The organism is Amaricoccus sp. W119 (assembly GCF_047275745.1).
Classification (GTDB): Bacteria; Pseudomonadota; Alphaproteobacteria; order Rhodobacterales; family Rhodobacteraceae; genus Amaricoccus.
Genome location: NZ_JBKQWU010000020.1, coordinates 36,719 through 59,931 on the forward strand (window position 1 = coordinate 36,719; position 23,213 = coordinate 59,931).

Annotated in this window: 18 protein-coding genes; 7 read left to right on the forward strand and 11 right to left on the reverse strand. The window is 68.2% G+C overall.

Going from position 1 to position 23,213, the window contains the following annotated elements:
• Positions 1-13: 13 nt before the first annotated feature.
• Positions 14-2,137, reverse strand: coding sequence for a polyribonucleotide nucleotidyltransferase (gene pnp / locus ACLJK8_RS12240; protein WP_413150554.1), 2,124 nt, complete (start codon positions 2,135-2,137; stop codon positions 14-16).
• Positions 2,138-2,427: 290 nt separating this feature from the next.
• Here pnp and ACLJK8_RS12245 point away from each other — a divergent pair, with 290 nt between their 5' ends.
• Positions 2,428-3,012, forward strand: coding sequence for a YdeI/OmpD-associated family protein (locus ACLJK8_RS12245; protein WP_413150555.1), 585 nt, complete (start codon positions 2,428-2,430; stop codon positions 3,010-3,012).
• Between the two features lie 125 nt (positions 3,013-3,137).
• On the opposite strand, the gene rpsO is transcribed toward ACLJK8_RS12245, so the two are convergent.
• Positions 3,138-3,407 (reverse strand): 30S ribosomal protein S15, encoded by a 270-nt coding sequence (gene rpsO / locus ACLJK8_RS12250; RefSeq protein ID WP_413150556.1) that lies wholly within the window; start codon positions 3,405-3,407, stop codon positions 3,138-3,140.
• A gap of 357 nt (positions 3,408-3,764) precedes the next feature.
• Between rpsO and ACLJK8_RS12255 the strand changes: the two genes are divergently transcribed.
• Positions 3,765-6,041, forward strand: a complete 2,277-nt coding sequence (locus tag ACLJK8_RS12255) for a WD40/YVTN/BNR-like repeat-containing protein (RefSeq protein WP_413150557.1) — start codon at positions 3,765-3,767, stop codon at positions 6,039-6,041.
• Here the strand turns inward: ACLJK8_RS12255 and ACLJK8_RS12260 are convergent.
• Both ACLJK8_RS12260 and ACLJK8_RS12265 read right to left on the reverse strand, forming a co-directional pair.
• Positions 5,966-7,336 (reverse strand): O-antigen ligase family protein, encoded by a 1,371-nt coding sequence (locus tag ACLJK8_RS12260; RefSeq protein ID WP_413150558.1) that lies wholly within the window; start codon positions 7,334-7,336, stop codon positions 5,966-5,968. The two genes, ACLJK8_RS12255 and ACLJK8_RS12260, sit on opposite strands and share 76 nt — an antisense overlap.
• Positions 7,333-8,670 (reverse strand): GumC family protein, encoded by a 1,338-nt coding sequence (locus ACLJK8_RS12265; RefSeq protein ID WP_413150559.1) that lies wholly within the window; start codon positions 8,668-8,670, stop codon positions 7,333-7,335. The genes ACLJK8_RS12260 and ACLJK8_RS12265 overlap by 4 nt, the downstream gene beginning before the upstream one ends.
• 473 nt (positions 8,671-9,143) lie before the next feature.
• Between ACLJK8_RS12265 and ACLJK8_RS12270 the strand changes: the two genes are divergently transcribed.
• The 4 genes from ACLJK8_RS12270 to ACLJK8_RS12285 are packed head-to-tail and all read left to right on the forward strand — an operon-like array spanning position 9,144 to position 13,537.
• The gene (locus ACLJK8_RS12270) at positions 9,144-9,848 is read left to right on the forward strand and encodes a WecB/TagA/CpsF family glycosyltransferase (RefSeq protein ID WP_413150560.1); all 705 of its coding nucleotides are present in this window, start codon (positions 9,144-9,146) and stop codon (positions 9,846-9,848) included.
• A gap of 2 nt (positions 9,849-9,850) precedes the next feature.
• The gene (locus ACLJK8_RS12275) at positions 9,851-10,873 is read left to right on the forward strand and encodes a glycosyltransferase family 2 protein (RefSeq protein WP_413150561.1); all 1,023 of its coding nucleotides are present in this window, start codon (positions 9,851-9,853) and stop codon (positions 10,871-10,873) included.
• Positions 10,870-12,240, forward strand: a complete 1,371-nt coding sequence (locus ACLJK8_RS12280) for an oligosaccharide flippase family protein (protein ID WP_413150562.1) — start codon at positions 10,870-10,872, stop codon at positions 12,238-12,240. Before ACLJK8_RS12275 ends, ACLJK8_RS12280 begins: the two co-directional genes overlap by 4 nt.
• 25 nt (positions 12,241-12,265) lie before the next feature.
• Positions 12,266-13,537: a glycosyltransferase gene (locus ACLJK8_RS12285; RefSeq protein WP_413150563.1), complete on the forward strand. Its 1,272-nt coding sequence runs from the start codon at positions 12,266-12,268 to the stop codon at positions 13,535-13,537.
• An 86-nt stretch (positions 13,538-13,623) separates the two neighbouring features.
• Here the strand turns inward: ACLJK8_RS12285 and ACLJK8_RS12290 are convergent, their stop codons facing one another.
• The 7 genes from ACLJK8_RS12290 to araD form a co-directional block, all read right to left on the reverse strand.
• Entirely contained in the window at positions 13,624-14,394 is a 771-nt protein-coding gene (locus ACLJK8_RS12290; protein WP_413150564.1) for an SDR family oxidoreductase, read from the reverse strand.
• A 5-nt stretch (positions 14,395-14,399) separates the two neighbouring features.
• Entirely contained in the window at positions 14,400-15,305 is a 906-nt protein-coding gene (locus tag ACLJK8_RS12295) for a dihydrodipicolinate synthase family protein (protein ID WP_413150565.1), read from the reverse strand.
• A gap of 36 nt (positions 15,306-15,341) precedes the next feature.
• Complete coding sequence (locus tag ACLJK8_RS12300; RefSeq protein WP_413150566.1) at positions 15,342-16,400, reverse strand: Ldh family oxidoreductase; 1,059 nt, start codon at positions 16,398-16,400, stop codon at positions 15,342-15,344.
• A gap of 67 nt (positions 16,401-16,467) precedes the next feature.
• A complete protein-coding gene (locus tag ACLJK8_RS12305; protein WP_413150567.1) occupies positions 16,468-17,988 on the reverse strand; it encodes an ABC transporter substrate-binding protein in 1,521 nt (506 codons plus the stop codon).
• Positions 17,989-18,223: 235 nt separating this feature from the next.
• Positions 18,224-19,750, reverse strand: coding sequence for an aldehyde dehydrogenase (NADP(+)) (locus ACLJK8_RS12310; RefSeq protein WP_413150568.1), 1,527 nt, complete (start codon positions 19,748-19,750; stop codon positions 18,224-18,226).
• A gap of 2 nt (positions 19,751-19,752) precedes the next feature.
• On the reverse strand, positions 19,753-20,490 hold the full coding sequence (locus ACLJK8_RS12315; RefSeq protein ID WP_413150569.1) for a ribonuclease activity regulator RraA: 738 nt from the start codon (positions 20,488-20,490) through the stop codon (positions 19,753-19,755).
• A gap of 23 nt (positions 20,491-20,513) precedes the next feature.
• Positions 20,514-22,250, reverse strand: a complete 1,737-nt coding sequence (gene araD / locus ACLJK8_RS12320) for an L-arabinonate dehydratase (RefSeq protein WP_413150570.1) — start codon at positions 22,248-22,250, stop codon at positions 20,514-20,516.
• 120 nt (positions 22,251-22,370) lie between these two features.
• On the opposite strand from araD, the gene ACLJK8_RS12325 reads away from it, so the two are divergent.
• Positions 22,371-23,087, forward strand: a complete 717-nt coding sequence (locus ACLJK8_RS12325; protein ID WP_413150571.1) for a GntR family transcriptional regulator — start codon at positions 22,371-22,373, stop codon at positions 23,085-23,087.
• The last annotated feature ends 126 nt before the right edge of the window (positions 23,088-23,213 follow it).

A 23,213-nucleotide genomic window follows, 5' to 3' on the forward strand; every position in this document is an offset into this window, starting at 1 on the left:
CGGGAAGAACCGGTCAGGCGTCTTCCTTGAGTTCCTCGCCGGTGGTCTGGTCCACGGCCTTCATCGACAGGCGGACCTTGCCGCGGTCGTCGAAGCCCATCAGCTTCACCTTCACCGACTGGCCCTCCTGCACCACGTCCTTCGGATGGCTCACCCGCTCGTTGGAGAGCTGGCTGACGTGCACGAGGCCGTCGCGCTTGCCGAAGAAGTTCACGAAGGCGCCGAAGTCCATGATCTTCACGACCTTGCCGGTGTAGACCCGGCCGACCTCGGGCTCGTCCACGATCGCGGAGATGAGCTCGCGAGCCTTCTCGATCGCTTCCGCGTTGGCCGAGGCGATCTTGATGACGCCATCGTCGTTGATATCGACCTTGGCGCCGGATTCCTCGACGATCGAGCGGATGACCTTGCCGCCCGAGCCGATCACTTCGCGGATCTTGTCGGTCGCGATCTGCATCGTCTCGATGCGCGGCGCATGGGCGGAGAATTCCGCGCGGCCGGCGGTCAGGGCCTTGCCCATCTCGCCGAGGATGTGCATCCGGCCGTCCTTGGCCTGTGCCAGCGCCTTCTCCATGATCTCGGGCGTGATGCCCGCGACCTTGATGTCCATCTGGAGCGAAGTGATGCCGTTCGCCGTGCCCGCGACCTTGAAGTCCATGTCGCCGAGGTGGTCCTCGTCGCCCAGGATATCGGTGATGACCGCGTACTTGTCGCCTTCGAGGATCAGGCCCATTGCGACGCCCGCGACCGGCGCCTTCAAGGGCACGCCCGCGTCCATCATCGAGAGCGAACCGCCGCAGACGGAGGCCATCGAGGAGGAGCCGTTCGACTCGGTGATCTCGGAGACCACGCGGATGGTGTAGGGGAAGTCGGTCGCCGCCGGCAGCACTGCCTGCAGCGCGCGCCAGGCGAGCTTGCCATGGCCGATCTCGCGACGCCCGGGCGAGCCCATGCGGCCGGTCTCACCCACCGAATACGGCGGGAAGTTGTAGTGCAGCAGGAAGTTCGACCGGCCGTTGCCATGCAGCGAGTCGATGATCTGCTCGTCGTCGCCGGTGCCGAGCGTGGTGACGACAACCGCCTGGGTCTCGCCGCGGGTGAAGAGCGAGGAGCCGTGGGTGCGCGGCAGGAAGCCGACCTCGGCCACGATCGGGCGGACGGTGCCGAGGTCGCGCCCGTCGATGCGGCGACCGGCATCGAGGATGTCCGAGCGGACCACATCCGACTCGAGCTTCTTGATGACCGAGTCGAGACCCTGGTCGTCGCGCTCCTCTTCCGAGAGGCCTTCGAGGATCTGCTCCTTCGCGGCCTTGACGGCGGCCTGGCGCTCCTGCTTGTCGCGCACCTGGAAGGCGGCGCGCATCGCGTCGCCGCCGACGGCCCGGGCCTTCTCGTAGAGCGCGCCCGTGTCGGCGGGCTGGAAGTCGAAGGGCTCCTTCGCGGCGTCCTCGGCCAGCGAGATGATGAGGTCGATCACCGGCCGCATCTGCTCGTGGCCGAATTTCACCGCGCCGAGCATTTCCGCCTCGGAGAGCTCATAGGCCTCCGATTCGACCATCATCACCGCGTCCTTGGTGCCGGCGACGATGAGGTCGAGCCGCTGCTCGGGATTGTCGCGCAGCTTCTCCATGTCGTCGACGGCCGGGTTCAGCACATAGGAACCATCGACGAAGCCGACGCGCGCGGCGCCGATCGGGCCGAGGAAGGGCGCGCCCGAGAGGGTGAGCGCGGCGGAGGCGGCGATCATGCCGACGACGTCCGGGTCGTTCTCCATGTCATAGGAGAGGACCGTCACGATGACCTGGACCTCGTTCTTGAAGCCCTCGACGAAGAGCGGGCGGATCGGACGGTCGATCAGGCGCGAGGTCAGCGTCTCCTTCTCCGAGGGCCGGGCCTCGCGCTTGAAGAAGCCGCCGGGGATCTTGCCGGCCGCGTAGTATTTTTCCTGGTAGTGGACGGTGAGCGGGAAGAAATCCTGGCCGGGCTTGGACTTCTTCTCGAAGACCACCGTGGCGAGAACGCTCGTCTCGCCATAGGTGGCGACCACGGCCGCGTCGGCCTGACGGGCGACCTTGCCCGTTTCGAGCGTGAGCGTGTCATGGCCCCACTCGATCGTTTTCTTCACTTCGTTGAACATACGGTTTCCTCTGGGGACGCACCGGCCTTCCGGTCGCCCCGTGTCAAATGGCGGCCCCATTGCCGCCGCTCCGATCCTTGCCTCGCCCCCGGGCCGGGCCTCACGTCTCAGATTGCGCGCCAATACAGGAAAATCGGGAGGGTGGGAAGTAGCGGCGGAAGCCGCCGCGGGCGGGCCCGGCAATGCTTCCGAATGGACAGGCGGGAAGCATCGCGTCACTCTCGGGCAGGGATCGGATCGGCCGGGATCGGATGCCGGGATCAGGTGGGCCGGGGGACAGGAGCGGAACGATGACCAGCGCGAAAGCCAGGGTCGAGGCCTTCTATGCCCGCGACGGATGGCGCGACGAACTGGCCGCGCTCCGGCAGGTCCTGCGCGGCACGCCGCTGATCGAGGATTTCAAATGGTCCTCGCCCGTCTATACCCATGACGGCGGCAATGTGGCGATCGTCTGGCGGTTCAGGGATCGCGCGGCGCTCGGTTTCTTCAAGGGCGCGCTGCTCGACGACGCCGAGGGCATTCTGGCCGCGCATGGCGAGAACTCGCGATCGATGCGGACCGCGAATTTCACCAGCGTCGGGGAGATCGGGAAGGCGGCGGCGATCCTCGGCGATTATCTCACCGAGGCGATCCGGCTCCAGACCAAAGGTCGCCGGGTCGAGCCGCCGGGCGGCGACCCCGACTATCCGCCGGAACTGCTTGAACGGCTCGACGGGGACGCGGCGTTCCGGGCGGCGTTCGAGGCGCTGACGCCCGGCCGGCGCCGCGGCTGGGCGCTGAACTTCTCGCAGGCGAAACAGTCGGAGACGCGGGCGCGGCGCATCGAGAAGGCCGTCCCGCGCATCCTGGACGGCAAGGGGATGCACGATCGCTGACCGTTGTCGGACAACGCCTCGCCACGCCGGGAGGTCCGGCGCAATGAAAGACGCCCGCGGCGAAGGCCCGGGCGTCTCGATGAAGGCTTGGTCCGGCTGTGCGGCTCCGGGTCCCGGCTCGCGTCCTAGCGGCGGATGCCGAGACGGCCGATCAGCGACTGATAGCGCGACTCGTCCTTGCGCTTGACGTAGTCGAGCAGCTTGCGGCGCTGCGAGACGAGCTTCAGCAGCCCGCGGCGCGAATGGTTGTCCTTCTTGTGCGTCTTGAAATGCTCGGTCAGCGTGGTGATCCGGCTCGTCAGGATCGCGATCTGGACATCGGGCGAACCGGTGTCGCCGGCCTTGGTGGCGTAGTCGTTGATGAGCTGCTGCTTGAGCTCGGGCGTGATCGACATCGTGGGTCCTCTCGTCAAAGGGTTACGGTCTTCTCGCCCTCGGCCGCGGCCGGGATGTCGTCCAGCGGGGTCGAATACGAAAAGAGCCGCGCGGGCGGAGTCGCCCGGCGGCGCGGCGTGCTATACAGCGAACCGCGCGCGAAGGGAAGGGCCCGAGACGGGGAGCCCCGACCGGATACGGGCGCCACGCGGAGCAACTGGAGGAGCCGATGACAGCGGGCGATCGTCATGAACGCGTCTGACCTCCGATGCTTCCCATCCCCGCGCACGGGCGCTCGTTCGCCGCGGGGGGCATCGCGGCCTGCCTCCCTCCTGATCGGAGCCATCCTTCCCCGCGACATCCTTTCGGCGCTCCTGTTGCTCGCGATGGCCTTCGCGGGAGGGACGCCGGCCGGCTTCGCGCAAACGCCGTCCGAGACCTATCTCTGGAAGCCGGTGGCGATCGGCGGCGGTGGCTTCATCACCGGCCTCGACGTGGACGCGGAGGGGCGCAGCTGGGTCGCGCGGACCGATGTGCACGGCGCCTATCTCTGGCTTCCGGATCAGGACCGCTGGGCGCAGCTCGCGACCCGCACCGCGATGCCCGAGGCCTATCGGGTCGCGAACGGCGCGAACGAGGGGGTCTACGAGATCGCCGTGGCGCCGTCCGATCCCGCGCGGTTCTACATGGCGCTGAAGGGGCGCGTGTTCCGGTCGATGGACCGGGGGCTCAGTTTCGAGGAGACGGGCGGCGGCCCGCCCTTTCCCGTCACCTTCGATCCCAATTCCGAGTTCCGCTTCCACGGGCCGTTCCTCTCGGTCAGCCCGAGCGACCCGGACCTCGTTCTGTTCGGCACACCCGGGGACGGGCTCTGGCGCAGCGCGGACGGCGGCGGTAACTGGGGGCGGGTGCCGACGGTACCGCCGGCGGCCGACCTCCGCCCCGGTATCCCCGGCGTCCAGGCGCCCGGGATCGTGAGCTGGTTCGCGACCCGGGACGGGCTGCCCACGGGCGAGATCCGGGCGATGTCCGCGGGCCACGGTGTCTTCGTCTCGACCGATGGTGGCGCGCGGTTCACACCGCTCGGCCGGGAGGGAGAGGCGCGGCCGCGATCCCTGACGCGCGGCGCCTTCACCGCCGACGGGAGCTTCTATGGCGTCGATCTGGAAACGGAGAGCGTCTGGGTCCACCGGGACGGTCGCTGGCGCGAGCTCTCGGGGACCGTCCTGCCGCGCGCCCGCTTCGTCGCCGTCGCGGTGCAGGCCGATCCGGAGCGAATCCTCGTCTTCGATGAGGGGGGGCAGGCTTTCCGCTCCTCGGGGAGCGACACCGACTGGCAGCCGCTCGCCCATCGTTCCGCGCCGGGGGAGGGCGACCCGCCCTGGCTGCGGGTGAGCGACCAGAGCTATTTCGCGATGAGCGGCGTCCGGGCCGATCCGGCCGTACCGCACCGGATCTGGGTCGGCGCGGGAACGGGCGTCTATTTCGCCGACCTTCCGCCCGGCGCCGCCGTCGTCGAGTGGCGGAGCCAGACCCGCGGCATCGAGGAACTGGTCGCCCGCGACGTGGCCCAGGCGCCCGGCCGGGCACCGCTCTTCTCCGTTCTCGACTTCGGGATTCACGTGAAGGAGGATCTCGATTCCTTCTCGACCACCTACGGCCCGAAGGAACGGGTCACGATCGCCGGGCAGCAGATCGACCTCTCGCCCGCCGATCCCGATTTCGTCGTCACCAACGCCTCGGACACGCGGACCTTCTGCTGCTGGGAGGATGGCGACTCGGTATTGGCTGGATACAGCCCCGATGCCGGGCGGAGCTGGTGGAAGTTCCGGACCCTGCCAGCGCCGCCGGGGACGCGCGCGGGCGATCCGTGGCGCATGTCCTTCGGCACCATCGCGGTTTCCGCGGGAGACACGGCGAACATCGTCTGGGCGCCGTCCTACAATCGCTCCCCCTTCTTCACGCGCGACCGGGGCGCCAGCTGGCAGCGCGTCGTCCTGCCGGGCGAGACCGCGCCCGACACCGGCTCCCATGCCTCGATCTACCTGCTCCGCGAGACCCTGGCGGCGGATGGCCTCCGGTCCGGCGTCTTCTATCTGGTTCACAGCGGCGAAGGCGCGAACGCCGCGCTCGCGGGGCTCTGGCGGACCTCGGACGGCGGAGCACGCTGGACGCGGGTTCACGCGGGCGAAATCGCACCGATGAGCGGCTACGCGGCCAAGCTCCGCGCGGTGCCGGGGCGCGAGGGCGATCTCTTCTTCACCTCCGCCGCCGGGGGCGCGGATGCGCGGGCGCGGCGCAGCCGGGACGGAGGCGCCACCTGGGAGGTGTTGCCGGGGGTCGATCAGGTCGATGACTTCGCCTTCGGCGGGCCGGCGCCTGGGACGCGCACGCCGTCGATCTTCCTCTCTGGGCGCGTGAGGGGTGTGCACGGCATCTGGCGCTCGACCGATGACGGCGCGAGCTGGCGCCGGATCGGGGGGCTTCCGATCGGCAGGCTCGATCAGGTGGTGGTGATGGGGGCCGATCCGGACCGGTTCGGCCGGGTCTATCTCGGCTACATGGGGTCGGGTTTCATCTATGGCGAACCCGTCTCCTGCGCCCCGGCCCCGGCGGCGCCTTTCGCCGTGTCCGAATGCTTCGCCGTCGAGTGAGGGGCGGCTCCACCCGACTCCGGCCGATGGTAGATCAGCGCGAGGGTCCAGATCAGGCAGAACTGGATGACGTGGTCGCGGTCGAGCATCGTCGACTCGGTCAGGTTCTGCCCGGCGCAGAAGACCAGGATCGCCATCAGCATCGGGGCGTCCGGCGTCGGCTTCCGCTCGGTCAGCAGCCGGCCGAGCGGATGGATCACCAGCGCGAAGACCGCGAGGATCAGCCCGGGCACGCCGATCTGCGCGGTGATGTCGAGATATCCGTTATGCCCGCTCGCGAGGTCGGTCAGCCAGGAATCCGAGCGGGCATAGCTCAGGATCGGGCTGCCCGGGCCGATGTTCCAGAACGAGCCGTAGCCGGCGCCGAGTGGCCAGTTGTCCCCGGTGTAGGCCAGCAGCGACGACCAGATCTGCGCCCTGCCGGTCATGAAACCCTGATTGTCGAGCAGCGCCAGAAGCCGCGCGAGGTTGATCTGCACAAGAAGGGCCGCGCCGAGCGCCAGCGCCGAGGCGAGCAGCATCGCCATTGGCCAGAGCCGGGGGTCGTAACGGCGATGCAGGACCCCGGCGATCAGGGCGAGGGCGCCGATCCCCATCGATGTCTTCGATTCCGTTCGGACGAGGAAGAAGAGCAATCCGGCCAAAAGGAGGAATCGGAGCAGCCGGCTCCCCGGCTCGCGCGCGAAAAGGACCATCAGGAAGGTCACGGCGGTGACCGCGCCGGCGAGGTTCTTCTCGGGAAAGATCCCACGCCAGTTGCCGACCAGCGCCGCGTCCCGCCCGGCCTCGGCCGGATGCACGCCGATCCCCGGAATGGCGACGGCGGCGACGAGATTCAGGACGAAGGTCACGATGAGGAGCGTGATCAGGTAGCGGCGGGTCCGGTCGCGCCCGAGGCATTCGACAGCGATGAAGACCGAGTAGATGATGACGCAGGTGAGCACCAGACGGCGGAGCCCGATGCCGGGCGCGATCGCCCAGGCCATGCTCGCCCAGCACCAGATGAGCAGGAGATTGACGGGCGCCGAGGTGGTGAAGGCGGCCGTCAGCGTCGCGAGCCGGAGGCCGGCGGCGGCGAGCAGGGCGAAGGCGAGAAGATAGCTGACCTGCCGCAGCGGATTTCCCTCGCCCGAAAGATCGCCGCTCAGCGTGGAGAGGATGGGTCCGAGGATGACGAGTACGATCAGGGCGACGAAACCGGCCGCCGCCCAGGCATCGGCGTCGATCCGCGCGACGCGCGGGCCGCCCGCGCCGGAGAAGGCGGGGAGCCGCGGATCGCCGATCTCCCCCGTCATCGGCGCCTCTGGCCGGCCATCTCACGGATGAGAGCGAGGGCCGCGCCGACGACGCAGCCGAAGGCGAGCCCGAATCCGCCATAGAGCGCCGCCTTCGGGGAGGAGGCGCGGAGCGGAATCGTCGCGGGCTGGATCACGCGCACGTTGGAGAGCTTCGCACCGAGCAGGTCGGATTCGATCTGCTCCTCGACGGTGCGCCGCGAGAAGGTCTCGGTATTGAAGGTGGCGGCGGCGAGTTCGCGCTGGAGCCGATCATATTCGCCCTGCTTCGCCGCGAGCATGGCGAGTTCCGCGTTCGCATGCTCGATCTCGCGCCGCTGCTGCTCCGCGATCTGGCGCAGCCCGCCGATCTGGGCATCGGCGATCTGGAAGGACGCCATCACGTCCTGGAACATCTTGATCATGAGGAGCGGCGGCGTGTCGCCGGATGTCAGCGGGCCGCCGGTCGTCGGCGGGTCCGCGGGATCGCCTTCGCTGAGTGTGCCGACGAACCCGAGGGCGAAGGGAGAGCGCGCAACCGGCTGGAGCAGCGCGAGTTGCCGGGCCATGGCCGCCTTTTCGCCCTCCTTGCCGGCCAGCTGACCGCGCGTGGCGCTGAGCGCGCCTTCCAGCTCGCTCTTCCGGCCGAGCACGAGCGATCGCTGCTCCTCGATGGAATAGATGCCCTCGCGCTCGACGAAGTCGTGGAGCGCGGCGGAGCGGCGTGCGACCTCGTCGTCGAAGCGCCTGGTCTGTTCGCGGAAGAAGTCGGCGACGCCGGGGCGTGCCAGGAGCTCGGTCTGACGGTCGATGAAGCTGCTCGCCAGCGCGTTCGCCATCTCCGCCGCGCGGCGCGGGCTCTCGTCCGTGAAGCTGATCGCCAGCACGTTGGAGTTCGGCTCGGTCGCGACGGTCATGCGGCGGCCGATCGCCATGACCGCGACATCCATCGGCGAGACCGGGTCGGCCACCGGAGACGGCGTATCGCTGGAACCGCGCGTGAGGCCGCTCACCCATTCACGGAGCTTTCCGCCCAATCCGCTGAGCGGCCCGGGAGGGTCGACCGGAAAGGCGTCCAAACCGATTCGGTCGATGGCCTGCCGCGCCACCTCGCCGCTCGCCGCGATCCGGGCCTGGGAGTTCATGATCTCGGTCGAGATCGGGGACCCGCCCTCGTTGTCGACGGAGTTCGCCCGGCCGACAAGAAGCGACGTCGATGCTTCGTATTTCGGGGTCGTCGCCAAGTACGCGGCGACGGCGAAGGATATCGTAAGCAGTACGCCGAAGGCGAACAGCACCTTGCGCCGCCACAGGCAGGCGACAACGTTTTCGATTGTGGGCTCGATATATCGCACGGATTCTCGCCTCGGTTTTTCCAGTCATGTGCCTTTCGCGCTACCCTTTCTTCAGGGTCGGCGAGAATTTGAAAGATCTTTTATGAATAGATTGAACTCGCAATAAGATAAGAGGTTATCGCCTTGCGATAATCGTAATCACGTGGGCTAACCTATCGCATGGATATTTAAAAAATCCCTAAACCATGAAATTTTTGTTGCATCGAGATCTGCTTGGCTATATGGTCCTGGCGCGTACTCGGATGGAATATATTTGTGTAAAGTAAAACTTACGTTATGCATTAAATTTGATCCGGTAAAGACTGAAAATTTCAGAGCACGATGGTGTAGACATATTCCCGAAGCAGGGGGGGCGTTCCGTGGAATTCAGTATTGTTGGAGGGCTCAGGACGATCCGGACCAGCCGGAATCTCGCGCGTATCATGGTAGAGGATTGCGAAGCCGCGCGTCGTGGAGAACTGGGGGCTCCCAGGGTGGTATTTTCTTCGAATGGCTCCGTAATCGCGCGCTATCACGGTGATCCTGTATTCCGCTCCCATGTCGATCGGGCCGATATCGTCGACGCGGACGGCATGCCGCTGGTCTTCGCGAGCAGGTTCTTCTGCGCCAGGCCGCTGGCCGAGCGCATCGCGACCACGGATTTCATCAACGACGCATCGGCCGCCGCCGCGAAGGCCGGGCTGAACTTCTACTTTCTCGGCGCCAAGCCCGGCGTCGCGGCCGCGGCCGCCCGCGATCTGGTGGCGCGCCATCCGGAGCTTCGCGTCGTCGGGGCCGAGCATGGCTATTTCACCGAGTCCGATCTCGACCGGATCGCCGCCGACATCCTGGAGCGCAAGACCGATGTCCTGTGGCTCGGCCTCGGCAGCCCCCATCAGGAGGCGATGGCCTTCAGGCTGCGGCAGCGGCTGGGCGGGGTCGGCTGGATTCGCACCTGCGGCGGTCTCTTCGACCACATGTCGGGCGCGGTTCGCCGGGCACCGGGCTGGATGCAGGCCGCCGGGCTCGAGTGGTTTCACCGCGTCCGCATGGAGCCGCGGCGTCTCGCCTGGCGCTATCTCCGAACCAACCCGGTCGCGCTTTTCTACCTGCTGACCCGCACGATGGATGAGGTCAGGCCCAGCCGCGACGCGAGGTTCGCCGACCTCGGCGATGCGCCGCTGAGCCCGCGGAGCTGAACATGGACATCACGATCGGCATCAAGGCGCTCAACGAGGAGCGGCATATCGGCGGGGCGATCGAAGCCGCGCTCGAAGCCATTCGCGGGCTGGAAGGCGAGGTCATCCTCGCGGACAGCGGATCGACCGACCGCACCATCGAGATCGCGTCGCAGTACCCGATCCGGATCGTTCAGCTCGCGAATACGGCGGAGCGCTGCTGCGGCGCCGGCGCGCAGCTCGCCTTCCAGCATGCGCGCGGCGCCTATTTCTACATGCTCGACGGCGACATGGTCCTCGATCCGGACTTCGTCGAGGCGGCGAAATCGTTTCTCGACACCCATCCCGAGGTCGCCGCCGTCGGTGGCGCGGTTCGCGAGATGCACACGGCCAATGCCGAGTTCGAGATCAGGGCCCGCGCGCTCGCGGCCGATCGGAACCGCGAGCCCGGGATCGTCCGCTGGCTTGACGGCGGCGGGCTCTACCGCGTGAAGGCGTTGCGCGAGGTCGGCTGGTTCGCCGATCGCAACCTGCACGGGTTCGAGGAACTCGAGCTCGGATCGCGGCTCAGCGCAGGCGGGTGGAGAGTGGCGCGGATCGATCATCACGCCGTCGATCACTTCGGCCATCAGGAGGACAGTTTCTCGCTGCTCATCCGCCGGTTCCGCTCGGGCTACGCGGGCGCGGCTGGCGAGGCCCTGCGCGCCGCGCTGGGCCAGCCGCATCTCGGAATCATGTTGCGGCGGTTGCCGCAGATCCGCTTCTCCGTCGTGGTGACGATCTGGTGGCTGGCGCTCGCCGCCGCGATCCTCGCGGGCGGCTGGATCGCCCTCGCCGTCCTGCTCGCGCTGCCGCTCGGCTTCCTCTGCTGGCGCCGCCGGTCCGTCCGGCTCGGGCTCTTTTCATTCCTGTCCTGGAACCTCGGGACCGTGGCCTTCTACATGGGGCTCGCGCGCCGGCGCGTGCGGCCCGACCAGCCGCTGGCATCGCGAACGCTTGTCACCTGGCCCGGCGCCTCGATGATGTACGGGCGCGCGGCGGAATGACCTCGATCCCCTTCGCGGCCCGCGCGGAGCGCATGGCGCCCGGCGGCGAGTTCCTGAGCCGTCTCCTCTGGTCCTTCGGCAGCTTCGGCGGTTCCGTCGGGCTGCGCTTCCTCGCCAATATCGTCATGGCCCGCCTCCTCGCACCGGAGATCCTCGGGGTGATGGTGGTGCTGCAGGTGGCGCGGTTCGGGTTCGAGCTCCTCACCGATGTCGGGATCGAGCAGAACATCGTGCGCCACCCGGACGGGCTCGCGCCGCGCTTCTACAACACCGCCTGGACGCTGCAGATCCTGCGCGGAACCTGGCTCAGCGCGCTCTTCCTGCTGGCCTCGGGGCCGCTCGCCGCCTTCTACGGCATCGAGACGGCGCTCTTCGCCGCCATCGCCCTGGCGCCGTTCCTGAACGGACTGCAGTCGACCGCCATCTTCGGCCTCGTGAAGGCCCTCGACGTCAAGCAGCGGACGCTCTTCGAGCTGAAGGCGGAGGGGCTCGGCTTCGCCGTCTCGGTGACGCTCGCCCTGATCCATCCGAGCGCCTGGGCGCTGGTCATCGGGGTGCTGGTCTCGATCGCGGCCCGGTCGGCCATGAGCTACCGCCTGCCGGGGCCGCGGCATTTCCTTGTCATCGACCGCGCGCATTTCGTCGAGATCTTCCGCTTCGGCCGCTGGATCATGGTCACGTCGATCATCATGTTCGCGGCGATGAGCCTCGACAAGATCGTGCTCGCAAAGGTCGCGCCGCTTGCGATCGTCGGCATCTACGGCCTCGCCCGAACCATCGCCGACATACCGGCGCAACTCGGTCAGCGCCTCACGCATCAGCTGATCTTCCCCATGCTCGCCGCGGCGCGGACGGCGCAGGACGGTGAGGCCTTGCGCGGGATCGGTGCCGCGCGGTCGCGGCTGGTGTTCATCATGGCCGCGGGGATCGGTGCTGGCATCGCCTCGGCCGACTGGGCGGTCGCGATCCTCTATGACCCGCGCTACGCTTCCGCCGGGCCGATGCTCGCGCTGCTGCTGCCGGCCTCCTTCGTGGCCGTCCTGTCGAGCCTCAACGCCGGCATCCTGCTCGGCTCGAACCGCCCGCAGTTCGAGAGCGCGGCGAATATCCTGCGCCTTGCCATCCTCGTGCCCTGCCTTTGGCTCGGCTACCTCCATTTCGGGGTCGAGGGTGTCATCGCGGCGGTCCTGCTGGGCGAGCTCGGCCGGTACCTCGTCATCTGGCTCGGCCAGCGCGCGATCGGCCTGTCGTTCGGCCGGCAGGATGCGCTGGCGATCCTTGTTCTTCTCGGCGCCGCGGGCGGGCTCATCCTGCTCCGTCTCGCGCTCGGCCTCGCGAGCCCGCTCGGGCTGGCGTCGGCCGGCTGATGCCCTGCCCATTCGGAGATCGATTATGAAACACGAGCAAGACTGGGCGGCCGCCGAAACGACGCCTGAAGAGGTTCCGCCGGAGCTGCTCGGTGCCTGCGCGGCGGAAGGCGCGCTACGCCGGCCGAAGGTGATGTTCCTCACCTCCCATTCGGCGGCTGGAGGCGCGTCGGAGATCTGGAGCAATCTCGCCGTGGCCATGGCCCGGCGCGGCTATCCCGTCAGGCTCGCCGCCTTCTACCCGCCGGTCGCGGAGCCGCGCCAGCCGGTCGAGGACGGTCTGGCCTGGGATCACGTCCTGAGCCGCAAACCGGCATCGGTGCTCGGCGGGGTCGCGCTCTTCGCGGCGCTTCTCCGCTTTCTCGCCAGGCACAAGCCCGATGTCGTCTATACCGCGCTGCCGGCCGCCGGCGTCATGGTCCCGCTGGCGGCGCAGCTGCTCGGCGGGCGGACCAGGGTGATCGTCTCGCACCATTCGCCGGTCGATACCCATGGCTGGCTGTCGCGCCGGTTCGACAATTTCACCGGCCGCCTTCCCTGCGTCACCGCCGTCGCCGCCGTGTCGGAGGCCGTCGGCGGTTCGCTCGGCGACCGCTCCGCCGGCTATCGCGCGAAGCTGCGCGTGATCCACAATTCGCTGCCGCCCGCGATCGAGGGCCATCTCGCGAAGCTCGCCCGCGGACGGATCGGCCGGGTACCGGGGCGCAACCTCATCGCAGTCGGGCGACTGGCTCCCGAGAAGAACTGCGCTGTGCTGCTCAGGGCGCTGGCGCGGGTTCCGGACGCCACGCTGACCCTCGTCGGCGCCGGGCCGGAGGAAGCCGGTCTGCGGGATCTCGCGGACGAACTGGGCATCGCCGACCGCGTTCGCTTTCCGGGCCTCATGCCGCGGACCGAGGCGCTGTCGCTGCTCGCGGACAGCGACGTCTTCCTGCAGCCGAGCCTGTTCGAAGGCCACAGCCTCGCGCTGATCGAGGCATCGAAGCTCGGCGTGCCGCTGATCGTCTCCAGCGCTCCGAGCCAGATCGAGGGGGTGACCGGTGCCGGTGGCGAGCGTTGCGGCGTGGTGGTCGATCCGCACGACGAAGTCGCGCTCGCGATGGAGATCCGGCGCATTCTCGATGACGCGAACCGCCGTCGGGATTGGGTCGAGCGGTCGTGGACTCTCGGGCGCGGAGTGAGCTTCGAGGGGACGGTCTCGGCCTATCTCGCGCTGGGCGAGGCGGCGCACGCCGGTGCGCGCCCGGACGTGAGCCCGGTCATCCTGAGGGGCAATCGCATCCGGAAGGTGGCCTGAAGCCGCCGGGGCGAGGAGCGTCCGGGCGCGGGCGTTCCTCGCAGGCTGGGCGGGGGCCTGATGCGCGCCGCCGAGGCCGAGGCCGGTCAGCCGCGCCCGATATAGGGCATGGTCGTTGCCATCACGGTCATGAACTGGACATTCGCCTCGGGCGGCAGGTTCGCCATGTGCAGGACCGAGGAGGCGACATGCGCCACATCCATGGTGGCCTCCGCCCGGATCGACCCGTCGGCCTGCGGCACGCCCTCGGTCTGGGAGGCCGACATCTTCGTCAGCGCGTTGCCGATGTCGATCTGGCCGCAGGCGATGCCGAAGGGGCGGCCGTCGAGGCTGAGGGTTCGCGTCATGCCGGTCACGGCGTGTTTCGACGCGGTATAGGCGATCGAGCCGGGCCGCGGCACATGCGCCGAGATCGAGCCATTGTTGATGATCCGGCCGCCCTGGGGTGTCTGCCGCCGCATCCGACCGAAAGCGGCCCGCGCGCAGAGGAACATGCCGGTCACGTTGACATCGATGACCTGCCGCCATGCCTCGGGCGACATCTCGTCGATGAGGACGGATTTGAGCGACCGGCCGGCGTTGTTGAAGAGCACGTCGATCCGGCCCCAGGCATCGAGCGCGGCGTCGAAGGCGGCGTCGACCTGCACCTCGTCCGTCACGTCGCAGGGAAGCGCCAGCGCGCGCCCGTCGTCGCCGCCGCGGTCGCCGCCGCTCATGTCGCTGCCCGCGACGCGTCGCAGTTCCTCCTCGCGCCGGCCGATGAGGCCGACCCGCCAGCCCGCGTCGATGAACGCCCGCGCGGTCGCGGCGCCGATCCCCGCCGAGGCACCGGTGATGATGATCGTCCGCCCCGCCATGGCCGCTACCTTCCGGTGAGCCCGTTGGCCGCGAGGAACGCTTCCATCCGTTCCTGCTGGCTCGGGGTGAGCGGCCAGGCCGAAGGCGGGCGGGTCGGGCCGCAATCGTCGCCGAGCGCGAGCAGCGCCGCCTTGACGCCGGTGACATTGGTTCCGTTCAGCTCCTCCGCGCGGATATCCTCGAAGGCCCGCATCTCGGCGATGAGCGCGTTGGCCTTCGCGTAGTCACCGGCTTCCAGCGCGGCGTGGATCGCGACGGAGCGTTCCGGCCAGACATTGATGAGACCGGAGGTAAAGCCCCGCGCGCCGACGGCGTAGAAGACCGGCGCCCAGACCTCCGCGAGCCCGCCGACCCAGACGATGGACGGATCGCCGGCCTCCTTGGCCTCGGCGAGCTTCATCGGGTTCGGCGTCGCCCATTTCACGCCCTTGACGCCGGGGACCGCGCAGAAATCGGCGATCGCCCTGGTCCCGACCTGGTCGTTGCGGAGATAGAGCATCATCGGCAGGCCGCCGGCGGCGTCGGAGACGCGCTTGAGATACTCGACGACGCCGCGCGGCGCGACGAACGGATCGGGCGGTTGATGGATCATGAGCGCGGTGGCCCCCGCCTCGGCCGAGGCCTTCGCCAGCGCGCAGGCGTCGCGGATGCCGCGCCCGACACCGGCGAGCACAGGGGCGCGGCCATCGACCATCGCCACGACCTCGCGGGCCATGAGGCAGGCTTCCTCGGTCGTCAGCGCGTAGAATTCGCCGGTATTGCCATTCACGACCGGCATGTGCAGGCCGGCGGCGAGCGCGCGGTCGATGATCGGGCCGAGCTTCGCCGGGGCGACCTCGCCCTCCGTGTCATATGGAGTCACGAGGATGCCGGAGATTCCGGTCAGGGCCTCGTCGAGCGTGAGCGTCATGTCCTTCTCCTTCGAAGTTGCGCGTCGGGGCCCGGGTCAGGCGGCGCGAAGGCCGGGCAGCGGCACGCCGAGCCGTTCGGCATGGCCCGTCATCTTCTGCCAGTGCGCCTCGACCACCGGAACCCCCTCCGCGAGTGCCTTCCGCCGCTTCCGTGCCGCGCTGTCGCCGGGCACCCGGACCGCGCCATTGGTCCAGGGCGCGGGCGGGTTGGTCCGGCAGGCATCGGCCAGCCAGTCCGACTGCTCGGTGAAGGCGTCGAGCCCCGCGAAGAAGGCCGGGTCGATGACCTGGATGAAGGCGCTCTGCGCGAGCGGCCCGATCGCCGTGTTCGCGCGGCCCTTGCCCGAGAGCCCCTGACCCAGCAGATCGACCATGAGGCCGAGGCCATAGCCCTTGTGCCCCTTGAGCGCGCCGCCGAGCGGCATCATCGTGCCGCCGCGCTCGGTGATCTCGCGCGGATCATCGGTCGGTTCGCCCGCCGCCGTCAGGCCCCAGGCTTCGGGGTACTTCTCGCCACGCTTGGCGAGCAGCTGCGTGTTCGTCGTCGTGGTGATCGAGCAGGAGACATCGACCATGATCGGATCGGCCGAGGTCGGAAACCCCATCGCGATCGGATTGGGCGTCAGTACCGGCCTGGTGCCGCCGAAGGGTGCGACGCGCGCGGCGGCGGGGTTCGACGCCGAGATCTGCGCGATCAGCCCGCGCTCCGTCACCTTGCGCATATAGGCCGAGAGCGCGCAGGTGTGGTGGCAGTTGCGGATCGCCGCCGCGACGATGCCGTGATCGGCGACGCGCTCGCAGGCCTGATCGAGCGCGCGGCTCAGGAGCCAGGCGCCGGGCAGCAGCTTGCCGTCCCAGACGAAGGCCGAGCCCTTGTCGGCGACGACCTCGAGATCGCCCTTGCCGTTGAGCGACCCGTCCTCGAGCGACTCGATGTACCAGTGCAGCAGCTGCACGCCGTGGGTGTCATGGCCGATCATGTCGCCCTCGACCAGCACCTCGGCGGTGATGGCGGCCTTGTCGGCCTCCATTCCCGCGCGCGTAAGCAGGGACTGGGCGAATTCGATGAGGTCGGCGCGGTCGATGGTGGGCATGTCTCTTGCTCCGTCGGTCAGGGGCCCCCGCGGGCGGCGCTCCGGCACCGCTCGCGGAGGTCCGCCGTCACTTGAACTTGATCTGCGCGAGCTGCAGCTCGGAGTTCGTGGCGATGGTCGGCGTGAAGTCGAGCCGGGGCGAGACGCGGGTGAAGCCGACCATGTGGAACATGGGGATGTCGGCGACGACCTCGGTGTTCACCTTCGCGAAGAGCTGCTGCCAGAGCTGGGTGCGCTCGTCGCCGGTGGCGGCGGTCGCCTTGGCGATCAACTCGTCCACCGCCGGGTCGCTGACCATCGAGTGGCTGCCGCCGGTCGCGTATTTCACGAAGGCGGTGAAGACCGGATCGCCCGTCGCATTGTCATGCTGCGACTGGGTCAGCGTGGGGCCGGAGTCGCCGACGAAGGGCGCGACGAAGTAGTTGTTCCAGACCGACACGTCATACATGTCGAGCTTGATGTTGAACCCGACCTCCTCGAGCATCGCCATGATCGCTTCCATGGTCTCGGTCGCGTTCGGATACTGGCCATTGCGCCCGATGATGCGGATCTCCGTGTCGATGGGCACGCCATCGGCCTCGGCTTCCTCGAGAAGTTCCGCCGCCCGCTCCGGATCGTAGGGCCAGACCGGCGTTTCGGCATTGTAGCCGATGGTGGTCGGGACAACGAGATGGGTCGCGATCTGCGCGTCCTCGGGGAAGAGCGTGCCGACCATCGCCTCGTGGTCGATCGCAAGGTTCAGCGCCTCGCGGACCCGCCGGTCATCGAGCGGCGGCTGGCGCAGGTCGATGCGGAGCGAGGTGGTCTCGGAGTTCGGATAGGAGAAGTCGATCTCGGGATTCGTCGCGTTCTGGATCGCCACCGAGGGCACGATATCGGCCTCGCCCGCCTCGACCATGGCCGCGGCGACCGAACTGTCGGTGCGGAACACGTAGGTGCCCTTCTCGACCTCCGGCTGTTCGCCCCAGTAGTCGGGGTTGCGCGTGAGCGTGATCGACTGGCCGACATCCCAGTTCTCGAAGACGTAAGGCCCGGTGCCGACGGGCGCGCGGTCGAATGTGTCGGCGGGGGTCGCGGCCTGGGATTCGACCGGCATCACCGACATGATGAGCGGCAGGATGGGCTGCGGCGGGTTCGTCGTGACGCGGATCGTGTGGTCGTCGGGAATCTCGAAGTTGAACTCGGTGCCGCCGAAGTACTTGCCGCCGGTCTCGCAGCCGAGCTTGGCGTTCTTGTTGCGCTCGATCGTGAACTGCACGTCCTTCGCGGTGAAATCGCCGCCGTCATGCCACTTCACGCCTTCGCGGAGCTTGAACTCCCAGGTGTCCTCGTCGATCTGGCTCCACTCCGTCGCGAGCCGGGGCTTCAGCCCGCCGTTGACGTAGTCGAATTCGATCAGCATCTCGTTGACGTTCTCGGAGATGATCCGACCCACATCCTGACGCGCGGCCATGCAGGCCTCGACCACGTCGGGAGACTCCGTCAGCACGATGGTCACATCGCGGCTGGCGTCCTGGGCGAAGGCCGGCGTGAGGCCGGCGGCCAGTACCAGCGCGGAAAGGCAGCAGCCTGCCTTGAAATGCTTCATCTGGGTTCCTCCCTCCGCGTCGATCCGCGCGGTTCCAGCTTCAGGTACGCCTCCGCATCGGAGACGATTCTTCTTGGTCGTCACCTTATACGCATATGCACTAATATTTCAATATATTTGTATGACAACTCGCGCCGTCTCGCCTGCGGGGGCGTGACAGCCCGAGGACGGGCTGCCGAACGCCGCCGACGGGTGTTCGTGAGCGGCGCGGTCACCCGCTCACGACATCCAGTTGTCAGACAAGATCCTCGGGCAGCACGCTTTCGGGGATGTTCTGGTAGCTCACCGGCCTGAGGAAACGGCGGATGGAGAGCGTGCCGACCGAGGTGGCGCCGAAATTTGTCGAGGCGGGGTAGGGGCCGCCATGGACCATCGCATCCGCCACTTCGACGCCGGTCGGGAAGCCGTTCACCAGCACGCGGCCCGCCTTGCGTTCCAGCACCGGCAGGAGCTTGCGCGCCAGCGGTGCGTCGCCCTCGTCCATATGCATCGTCGCGGTCAACTGGCCCTGGAAGCCCTTGGCGAGTTCGACCATGTGCTCCGCCGAAGGGACCCGGACGACGAGGCCGAGCGGGCCGAAGACCTCCTCGCTGAGCGCGTGATCCTCGAGGAAGGCCTCGGAGGAGACCTCGTAGAGGTTCGGGCTGGCTTCGCGGCCGGCGCTCTCGGTCGTGAGAACCGGGCTCACGGAGTTGCGCGAGTCGAACCGGTCCTTGCCGTCGCGATAGGCCCTGGCGATGCCATCGGTCAGCATGACCTGCGGCGCGGCCTTGGCGAGCGCCTCGGAGGCGGCGGCGACCACCGCGTCGCCCTCCGGTCCCTCGGCGATCACGGCGATGCCGGGATTGGTGCAGAACTGCCCCGCGCCCATGGTGAGCGACCCGGCCCAGCCCTCGCCGATCCCGGCGCCGCGCGCCTTCACCGCCTCGGGCAGCAGGAACATCGGGTTGACCGAGCCCAGCTCGCCGAAGAACGGGATCGGCTCGGGCCGGGCGGCGCAGAGATCGAAGAGCGCGCGGCCGCCGCCGAGCGAGCCGGTGAAGCCGACCGCCTTGATATGGGGGTTCTGGACCAGCGCCTCGCCGACCTTGCGGTTGCCGCCCTGGATCAGGCTGAAGACGCCGGGATGAAGTCCGAGCTTCTCGCGCGCCGCCTGGACCGCCTCCGCGACGATCTCGCCGGTGCCCGGATGGGCGGAATGGCCCTTGACCACGACCGGGCAGCCGGCGGCGAGCGCGGCGGCCGTGTCACCGCCCGCGGTCGAGAAGGCGAGCGGGAAGTTCGAGGCGCCGAAGACCGCGACCGGGCCGATCGGCCGTTCGATCAGCCGCAGATCCGGCCGGGGCAGCGGCTTGCGGTCCGGCAGCGCCTTGTCGTGGCGCCGGTCGAGATAGGCGCCGTCGCGGATATGGCTTGCGAAGAGGCGAAGCTGGCCGGTGGTGCGGCCCCGCTCGCCTTCGAGCCGGGCGGCGGGCAGGCCGGTCTCCTGCGTGCCGATCTCGGTGATCGCGGCGCCGCGCGCCTCGATCTCGTCGGCGATCGCGTCGAGGAAGGCGGCCTGTTCCTCGCGGCTGGCATAGCCGTAGGACCAGAAGGCTTCCTCCGCCGCGGCGCAGGCCCGTTCCACGAGTTCGGGCGTGCCGGTCGAGAAATCATGCGCCGGTCCCGTCGCGGGGGCCGAGCGGAATGTTCCCTCGGTTGCGACCCACTCTCCCGCGATCAGATGCTTGCCATGCGGGGTGAACTGCGCGGTATCGGTCATGCCTATCGTCCTGTCTTCTCGCGCCAGGCATCGTATTTCGCCTGGTTTTCTTCCTTGGTGCAGGGGTAGAGGCCGATGATCGCGGCGCCGCCCTTCACCTCTTCGAGCACGAAATCCTCGAAACTCTCCATCCCGGTGCATTCCTCGGCGATCTCGTCGGCGAGATGCGCGGGGATCACCATCACGCCGTCCTTGTCGCCAAGGAGGATGTCGCCCGGAAACACCGGGGCATCGCCGCAGGAAATCGGCACGTTGATGTCGAGCGCCTCGTGCAGCGTCAGGTTGGTCGGCGCCGAGGGGCGGGCGTGATAGGCGGGCATGTCGAGCTCGCCAATGCCGGCCGCGTCGCGGAAGCCGCCGTCCGAGACCACACCCGCGGCGCCACGGAGCGCGAGGCGCGTGATCAGGATCGAGCCCGCGCTCGCCGCCCGCGCATCCTTGCGCGCGTCCATCACGAGCACATGGCCCGGCGGGCAGGTTTCCATCGCCACGCGCTGCGGATGGTTCGGGTCGCGGAAGATGGTGATCGGGTTGCGGTCCTCGCGCGCCGGGATGTAGCGCAGCGTGAAGGCCGGGCCGACCATGACCTCGTCCTTGGCCTTCACCGGCACGACGCCCTGGATGAACTGGTTGCGCAGGCCGCGCTTGTAGAGCGCGGTGGCGACGGAGGCGGTCGAGACGCGCTTCAGCTTCGCCAGCGTCTCGGGGGAGATGCCTTCGATCGGTGCTTGCTCAGTCACGGGGGGTGATTCCTCTCTCGCCGTCAGTTGATGACGGGCTCATCGACCGGGCGGCCGAACTCGGTTTTCAGGAAATCGAAGTCGCAGCCCTTGTCGGCCTGTTCGATATGCTTGGAGAACATGTAGCCGTAGCCCCGCTCGTAGCGCGGTTCGGGCGCGGTCCAGGCGGCGCGGCGCTCGGCAAGTTCCTCCTCGCTCACATCCATGTCGAGGCTCCGGTTCGGGATGTCGAGCGTTACCATGTCCCCGGTCCTGAGCAGCGCGAGCGGGCCGCCGACGAAGGCCTCGGGCGAGACATGCAGGACGCAGGCGCCGAAGCTCGTGCCCGACATGCGCGCGTCGGAGATCCGGACCATGTCGCGCAGCCCGAGCTTCAGGAGCGCCTTCGGCATCGGGATCATGCCCCATTCCGGCATCCCCGGCCCGCCCTGCGGCCCGGCGTTCCTGAGCACGAGCACGGTTTCGGGCGTCATCGGATAGTCGGGATCGTCGATGATCTTCTTAAGCTCCGGATAGCTGTCGGCGACCAGCGCCGGTCCGGTATGGCGGTGGAACTTCGGATCGCAGGCGGCGGGTTTGATGACGGCGCCGGAGGGGGCGAGATTGCCCTTCAGCACCGCGAGCGAGCCCTCGTGATAGACCGGGTTCGAGAGCGGCCGGATCACGTCCTCGTTCCAGATCTTCACCTCTTCCAGCCCCTCGGTCAGCGGCCTGCCGGTGACGGTGATCGCCGACGAATCGAGCTTGTCGCCAAGCTGTTTCATCAACGCCCGAAGGCCGCCCGCGTAGAAGAAATCCTCCATGAGATAGGTGGTTCCCGAGGGCCGGATGTTGGCGATCACCGGCGTGGTCCGCCCGATCCGGTCGAGGTCGTCCAGTTCGAGCGGCACTCCCGCGCGCCGCGCCATGGCGATCAGGTGGATGATCGCATTGGTCGAGCAGCCGGTCGCCATCGCCACCGTCACCGCGTTCTCGACCGCGGCCGGGGTGATGATCTTCTCCGGCGTCAGATCTTCCCAGACCATCTCGACAGCGCGACGTCCGCATTGCGTCGACATGCGCTGGTGGTTCGCATCCGCCGCCGGGATCGAGGAGGCGCCCGGCAGCGACAGCCCCAGCGCCTCGGCGATCGCCGTCATCGTCGAGGCGGTGCCCATGGTCATGCAGTGGCCGTAGCTCCGGGCGATGCCGCCCTCGATCCCCTGCCATTCCTCCTTGGAAATCGTGCCGGCTCGCCGCTCGTCCCAGTACTTGAAGCCGTCGGTGCCCGAGCCGAGGTACTTGCCGGCGTAGTTTCCGCGCAGCATCGGCCCCGCCGGCAGGTAGACGAAGGGAAGTCCCATCGAGACCGCGCCCATGACGAGCCCGGGCGTCGTTTTGTCACAGCCGCCCATCAGCACCGCGCCATCGACCGGGTGGCAGCGCAGAAGCTCCTCCGTCTCCATCGCCAGCATGTTGCGATAGAGCATCGTTGTCGGCTTGACGAAATTCTCGGAAAGCGACAGCGCCGGCAGCTCCATCGGGAAGCCGCCCGCCTGCAGAATACCGCGCCGTACCCATTCCGCGCGGTCCTTGAAGTGCGTATGGCAGGGCTGGGCGTCGGACCAGGTGTTGATGATCGCGATGATCGGCCGGCCTTCCCAGTCGACCGGATCGTAGCCCATCTGCATCGTCCGCGAGCGGTGGCCGAAGGAACGCTGATCGTCCGGCACCATCCATCGCGCGGAGCGCAGCTCCGCGTAGGTCTTCTTCTCGCCCATGTTTCCTCCCGCTTCAGGCTCTGGAATCGGCGTTTCGTCTTTTTGATACTAATATATCAGTTGGACACCTATATCAACCGCGTTTATGATGGTCCGGTATCGGTGGGGAGGTCCCTCAGCATGAACACTCCACTCGCTTCGAGCTTCGGCCTGGCCGAGCACGGCGCGGTCGGCCTGGCCGGGGGGACGGCGCAGCGGGTCTACAACGACCTGCGCCACCGGATCATCACGCTCGACCTGCCTCCGGACACGACGCTGGCGCGCAACGAACTGACGGATACCTACGACGTCAGCCAGACCCCGATCCGCGAGGCGCTGCAGTTGCTGCGGCAGGAGGGGCTGGTCCGCATCTATCCGCAGTCGAAGACGGTGGTGACGCGCATCGACGTACCGGAGATCTTCGAGGCGCATTTCCTGCGTGTCGCGCTGGAGACCGAGGTCTGCCGGGGTCTGGCCGAACTCGCCGACAATTCGGCGACCGTCACGCGGGCGCGCTCGATCATCCGGATGCAGGAGGCGGTCGCGAACGATTCCACGCAGCTCGCGGTGTTTCAGGAACTGGATGAACTCTTCCATCAGACGCTCTTCGTCGGCGTCGGGCGCGTCGGGCTCCAGGCGCTGGTGCGCGAGCGGTCCGGCCATCTCGAACGGCTGCGCCGCCTGCACCTGCCCGAGCGTGGCAAGATCCTGAGCATTCTCGGGGGCCACCGGGCCGTCATCGACGCGATCGCGGAAAAGGACGTGGACGGCGCGATCGGCGCGATCCGCGAGCACCTGAGCCAGACGGTGGCTCAGGTGGAGGTATTGCGGCGCGAGTTCCCGGACTATTTCGCCTGAAGCCGTCTCCGCCTGAGAGCCGGACCCGAAATGAGTTGAGCGATATCAGCGGGTTGTGATTCACGTCGGTTTGCGAAGACTGACGGAGATCCGATGCCCTGGACTGATACCGCTCGGCGCGACTAT

What these genes read in the sequence shown, in the direction of transcription:
- pnp (WP_413150554.1), bottom strand. Translation starts at nt 2,137, where the DNA reads ATGTTCAACGAAGTGAAGAAAACGATCGAGTGGGGCCATGACACGCTC.
- ACLJK8_RS12245 (WP_413150555.1), top strand. Translation starts at nt 2,428, where the DNA reads ATGACCAGCGCGAAAGCCAGGGTCGAGGCCTTCTATGCCCGCGACGGA.
- rpsO (WP_413150556.1), bottom strand. Translation starts at nt 3,407, where the DNA reads ATGTCGATCACGCCCGAGCTCAAGCAGCAGCTCATCAACGACTACGCC.
- ACLJK8_RS12260 (WP_413150558.1), bottom strand. Translation starts at nt 7,336, where the DNA reads ATGACGGGGGAGATCGGCGATCCGCGGCTCCCCGCCTTCTCCGGCGCG.
- ACLJK8_RS12275 (WP_413150561.1), top strand. Translation starts at nt 9,851, where the DNA reads ATGGACATCACGATCGGCATCAAGGCGCTCAACGAGGAGCGGCATATC.
- ACLJK8_RS12280 (WP_413150562.1), top strand. Translation starts at nt 10,870, where the DNA reads ATGACCTCGATCCCCTTCGCGGCCCGCGCGGAGCGCATGGCGCCCGGC.
- ACLJK8_RS12285 (WP_413150563.1), top strand. Translation starts at nt 12,266, where the DNA reads ATGAAACACGAGCAAGACTGGGCGGCCGCCGAAACGACGCCTGAAGAG.
- ACLJK8_RS12290 (WP_413150564.1), bottom strand. Translation starts at nt 14,394, where the DNA reads ATGGCGGGGCGGACGATCATCATCACCGGTGCCTCGGCGGGGATCGGC.
- ACLJK8_RS12295 (WP_413150565.1), bottom strand. Translation starts at nt 15,305, where the DNA reads ATGACGCTCACGCTCGACGAGGCCCTGACCGGAATCTCCGGCATCCTC.
- ACLJK8_RS12300 (WP_413150566.1), bottom strand. Translation starts at nt 16,400, where the DNA reads ATGCCCACCATCGACCGCGCCGACCTCATCGAATTCGCCCAGTCCCTG.
- ACLJK8_RS12305 (WP_413150567.1), bottom strand. Translation starts at nt 17,988, where the DNA reads ATGAAGCATTTCAAGGCAGGCTGCTGCCTTTCCGCGCTGGTACTGGCC.
- ACLJK8_RS12310 (WP_413150568.1), bottom strand. Translation starts at nt 19,750, where the DNA reads ATGACCGATACCGCGCAGTTCACCCCGCATGGCAAGCATCTGATCGCG.
- araD (WP_413150570.1), bottom strand. Translation starts at nt 22,250, where the DNA reads ATGGGCGAGAAGAAGACCTACGCGGAGCTGCGCTCCGCGCGATGGATG.
- ACLJK8_RS12325 (WP_413150571.1), top strand. Translation starts at nt 22,371, where the DNA reads ATGAACACTCCACTCGCTTCGAGCTTCGGCCTGGCCGAGCACGGCGCG.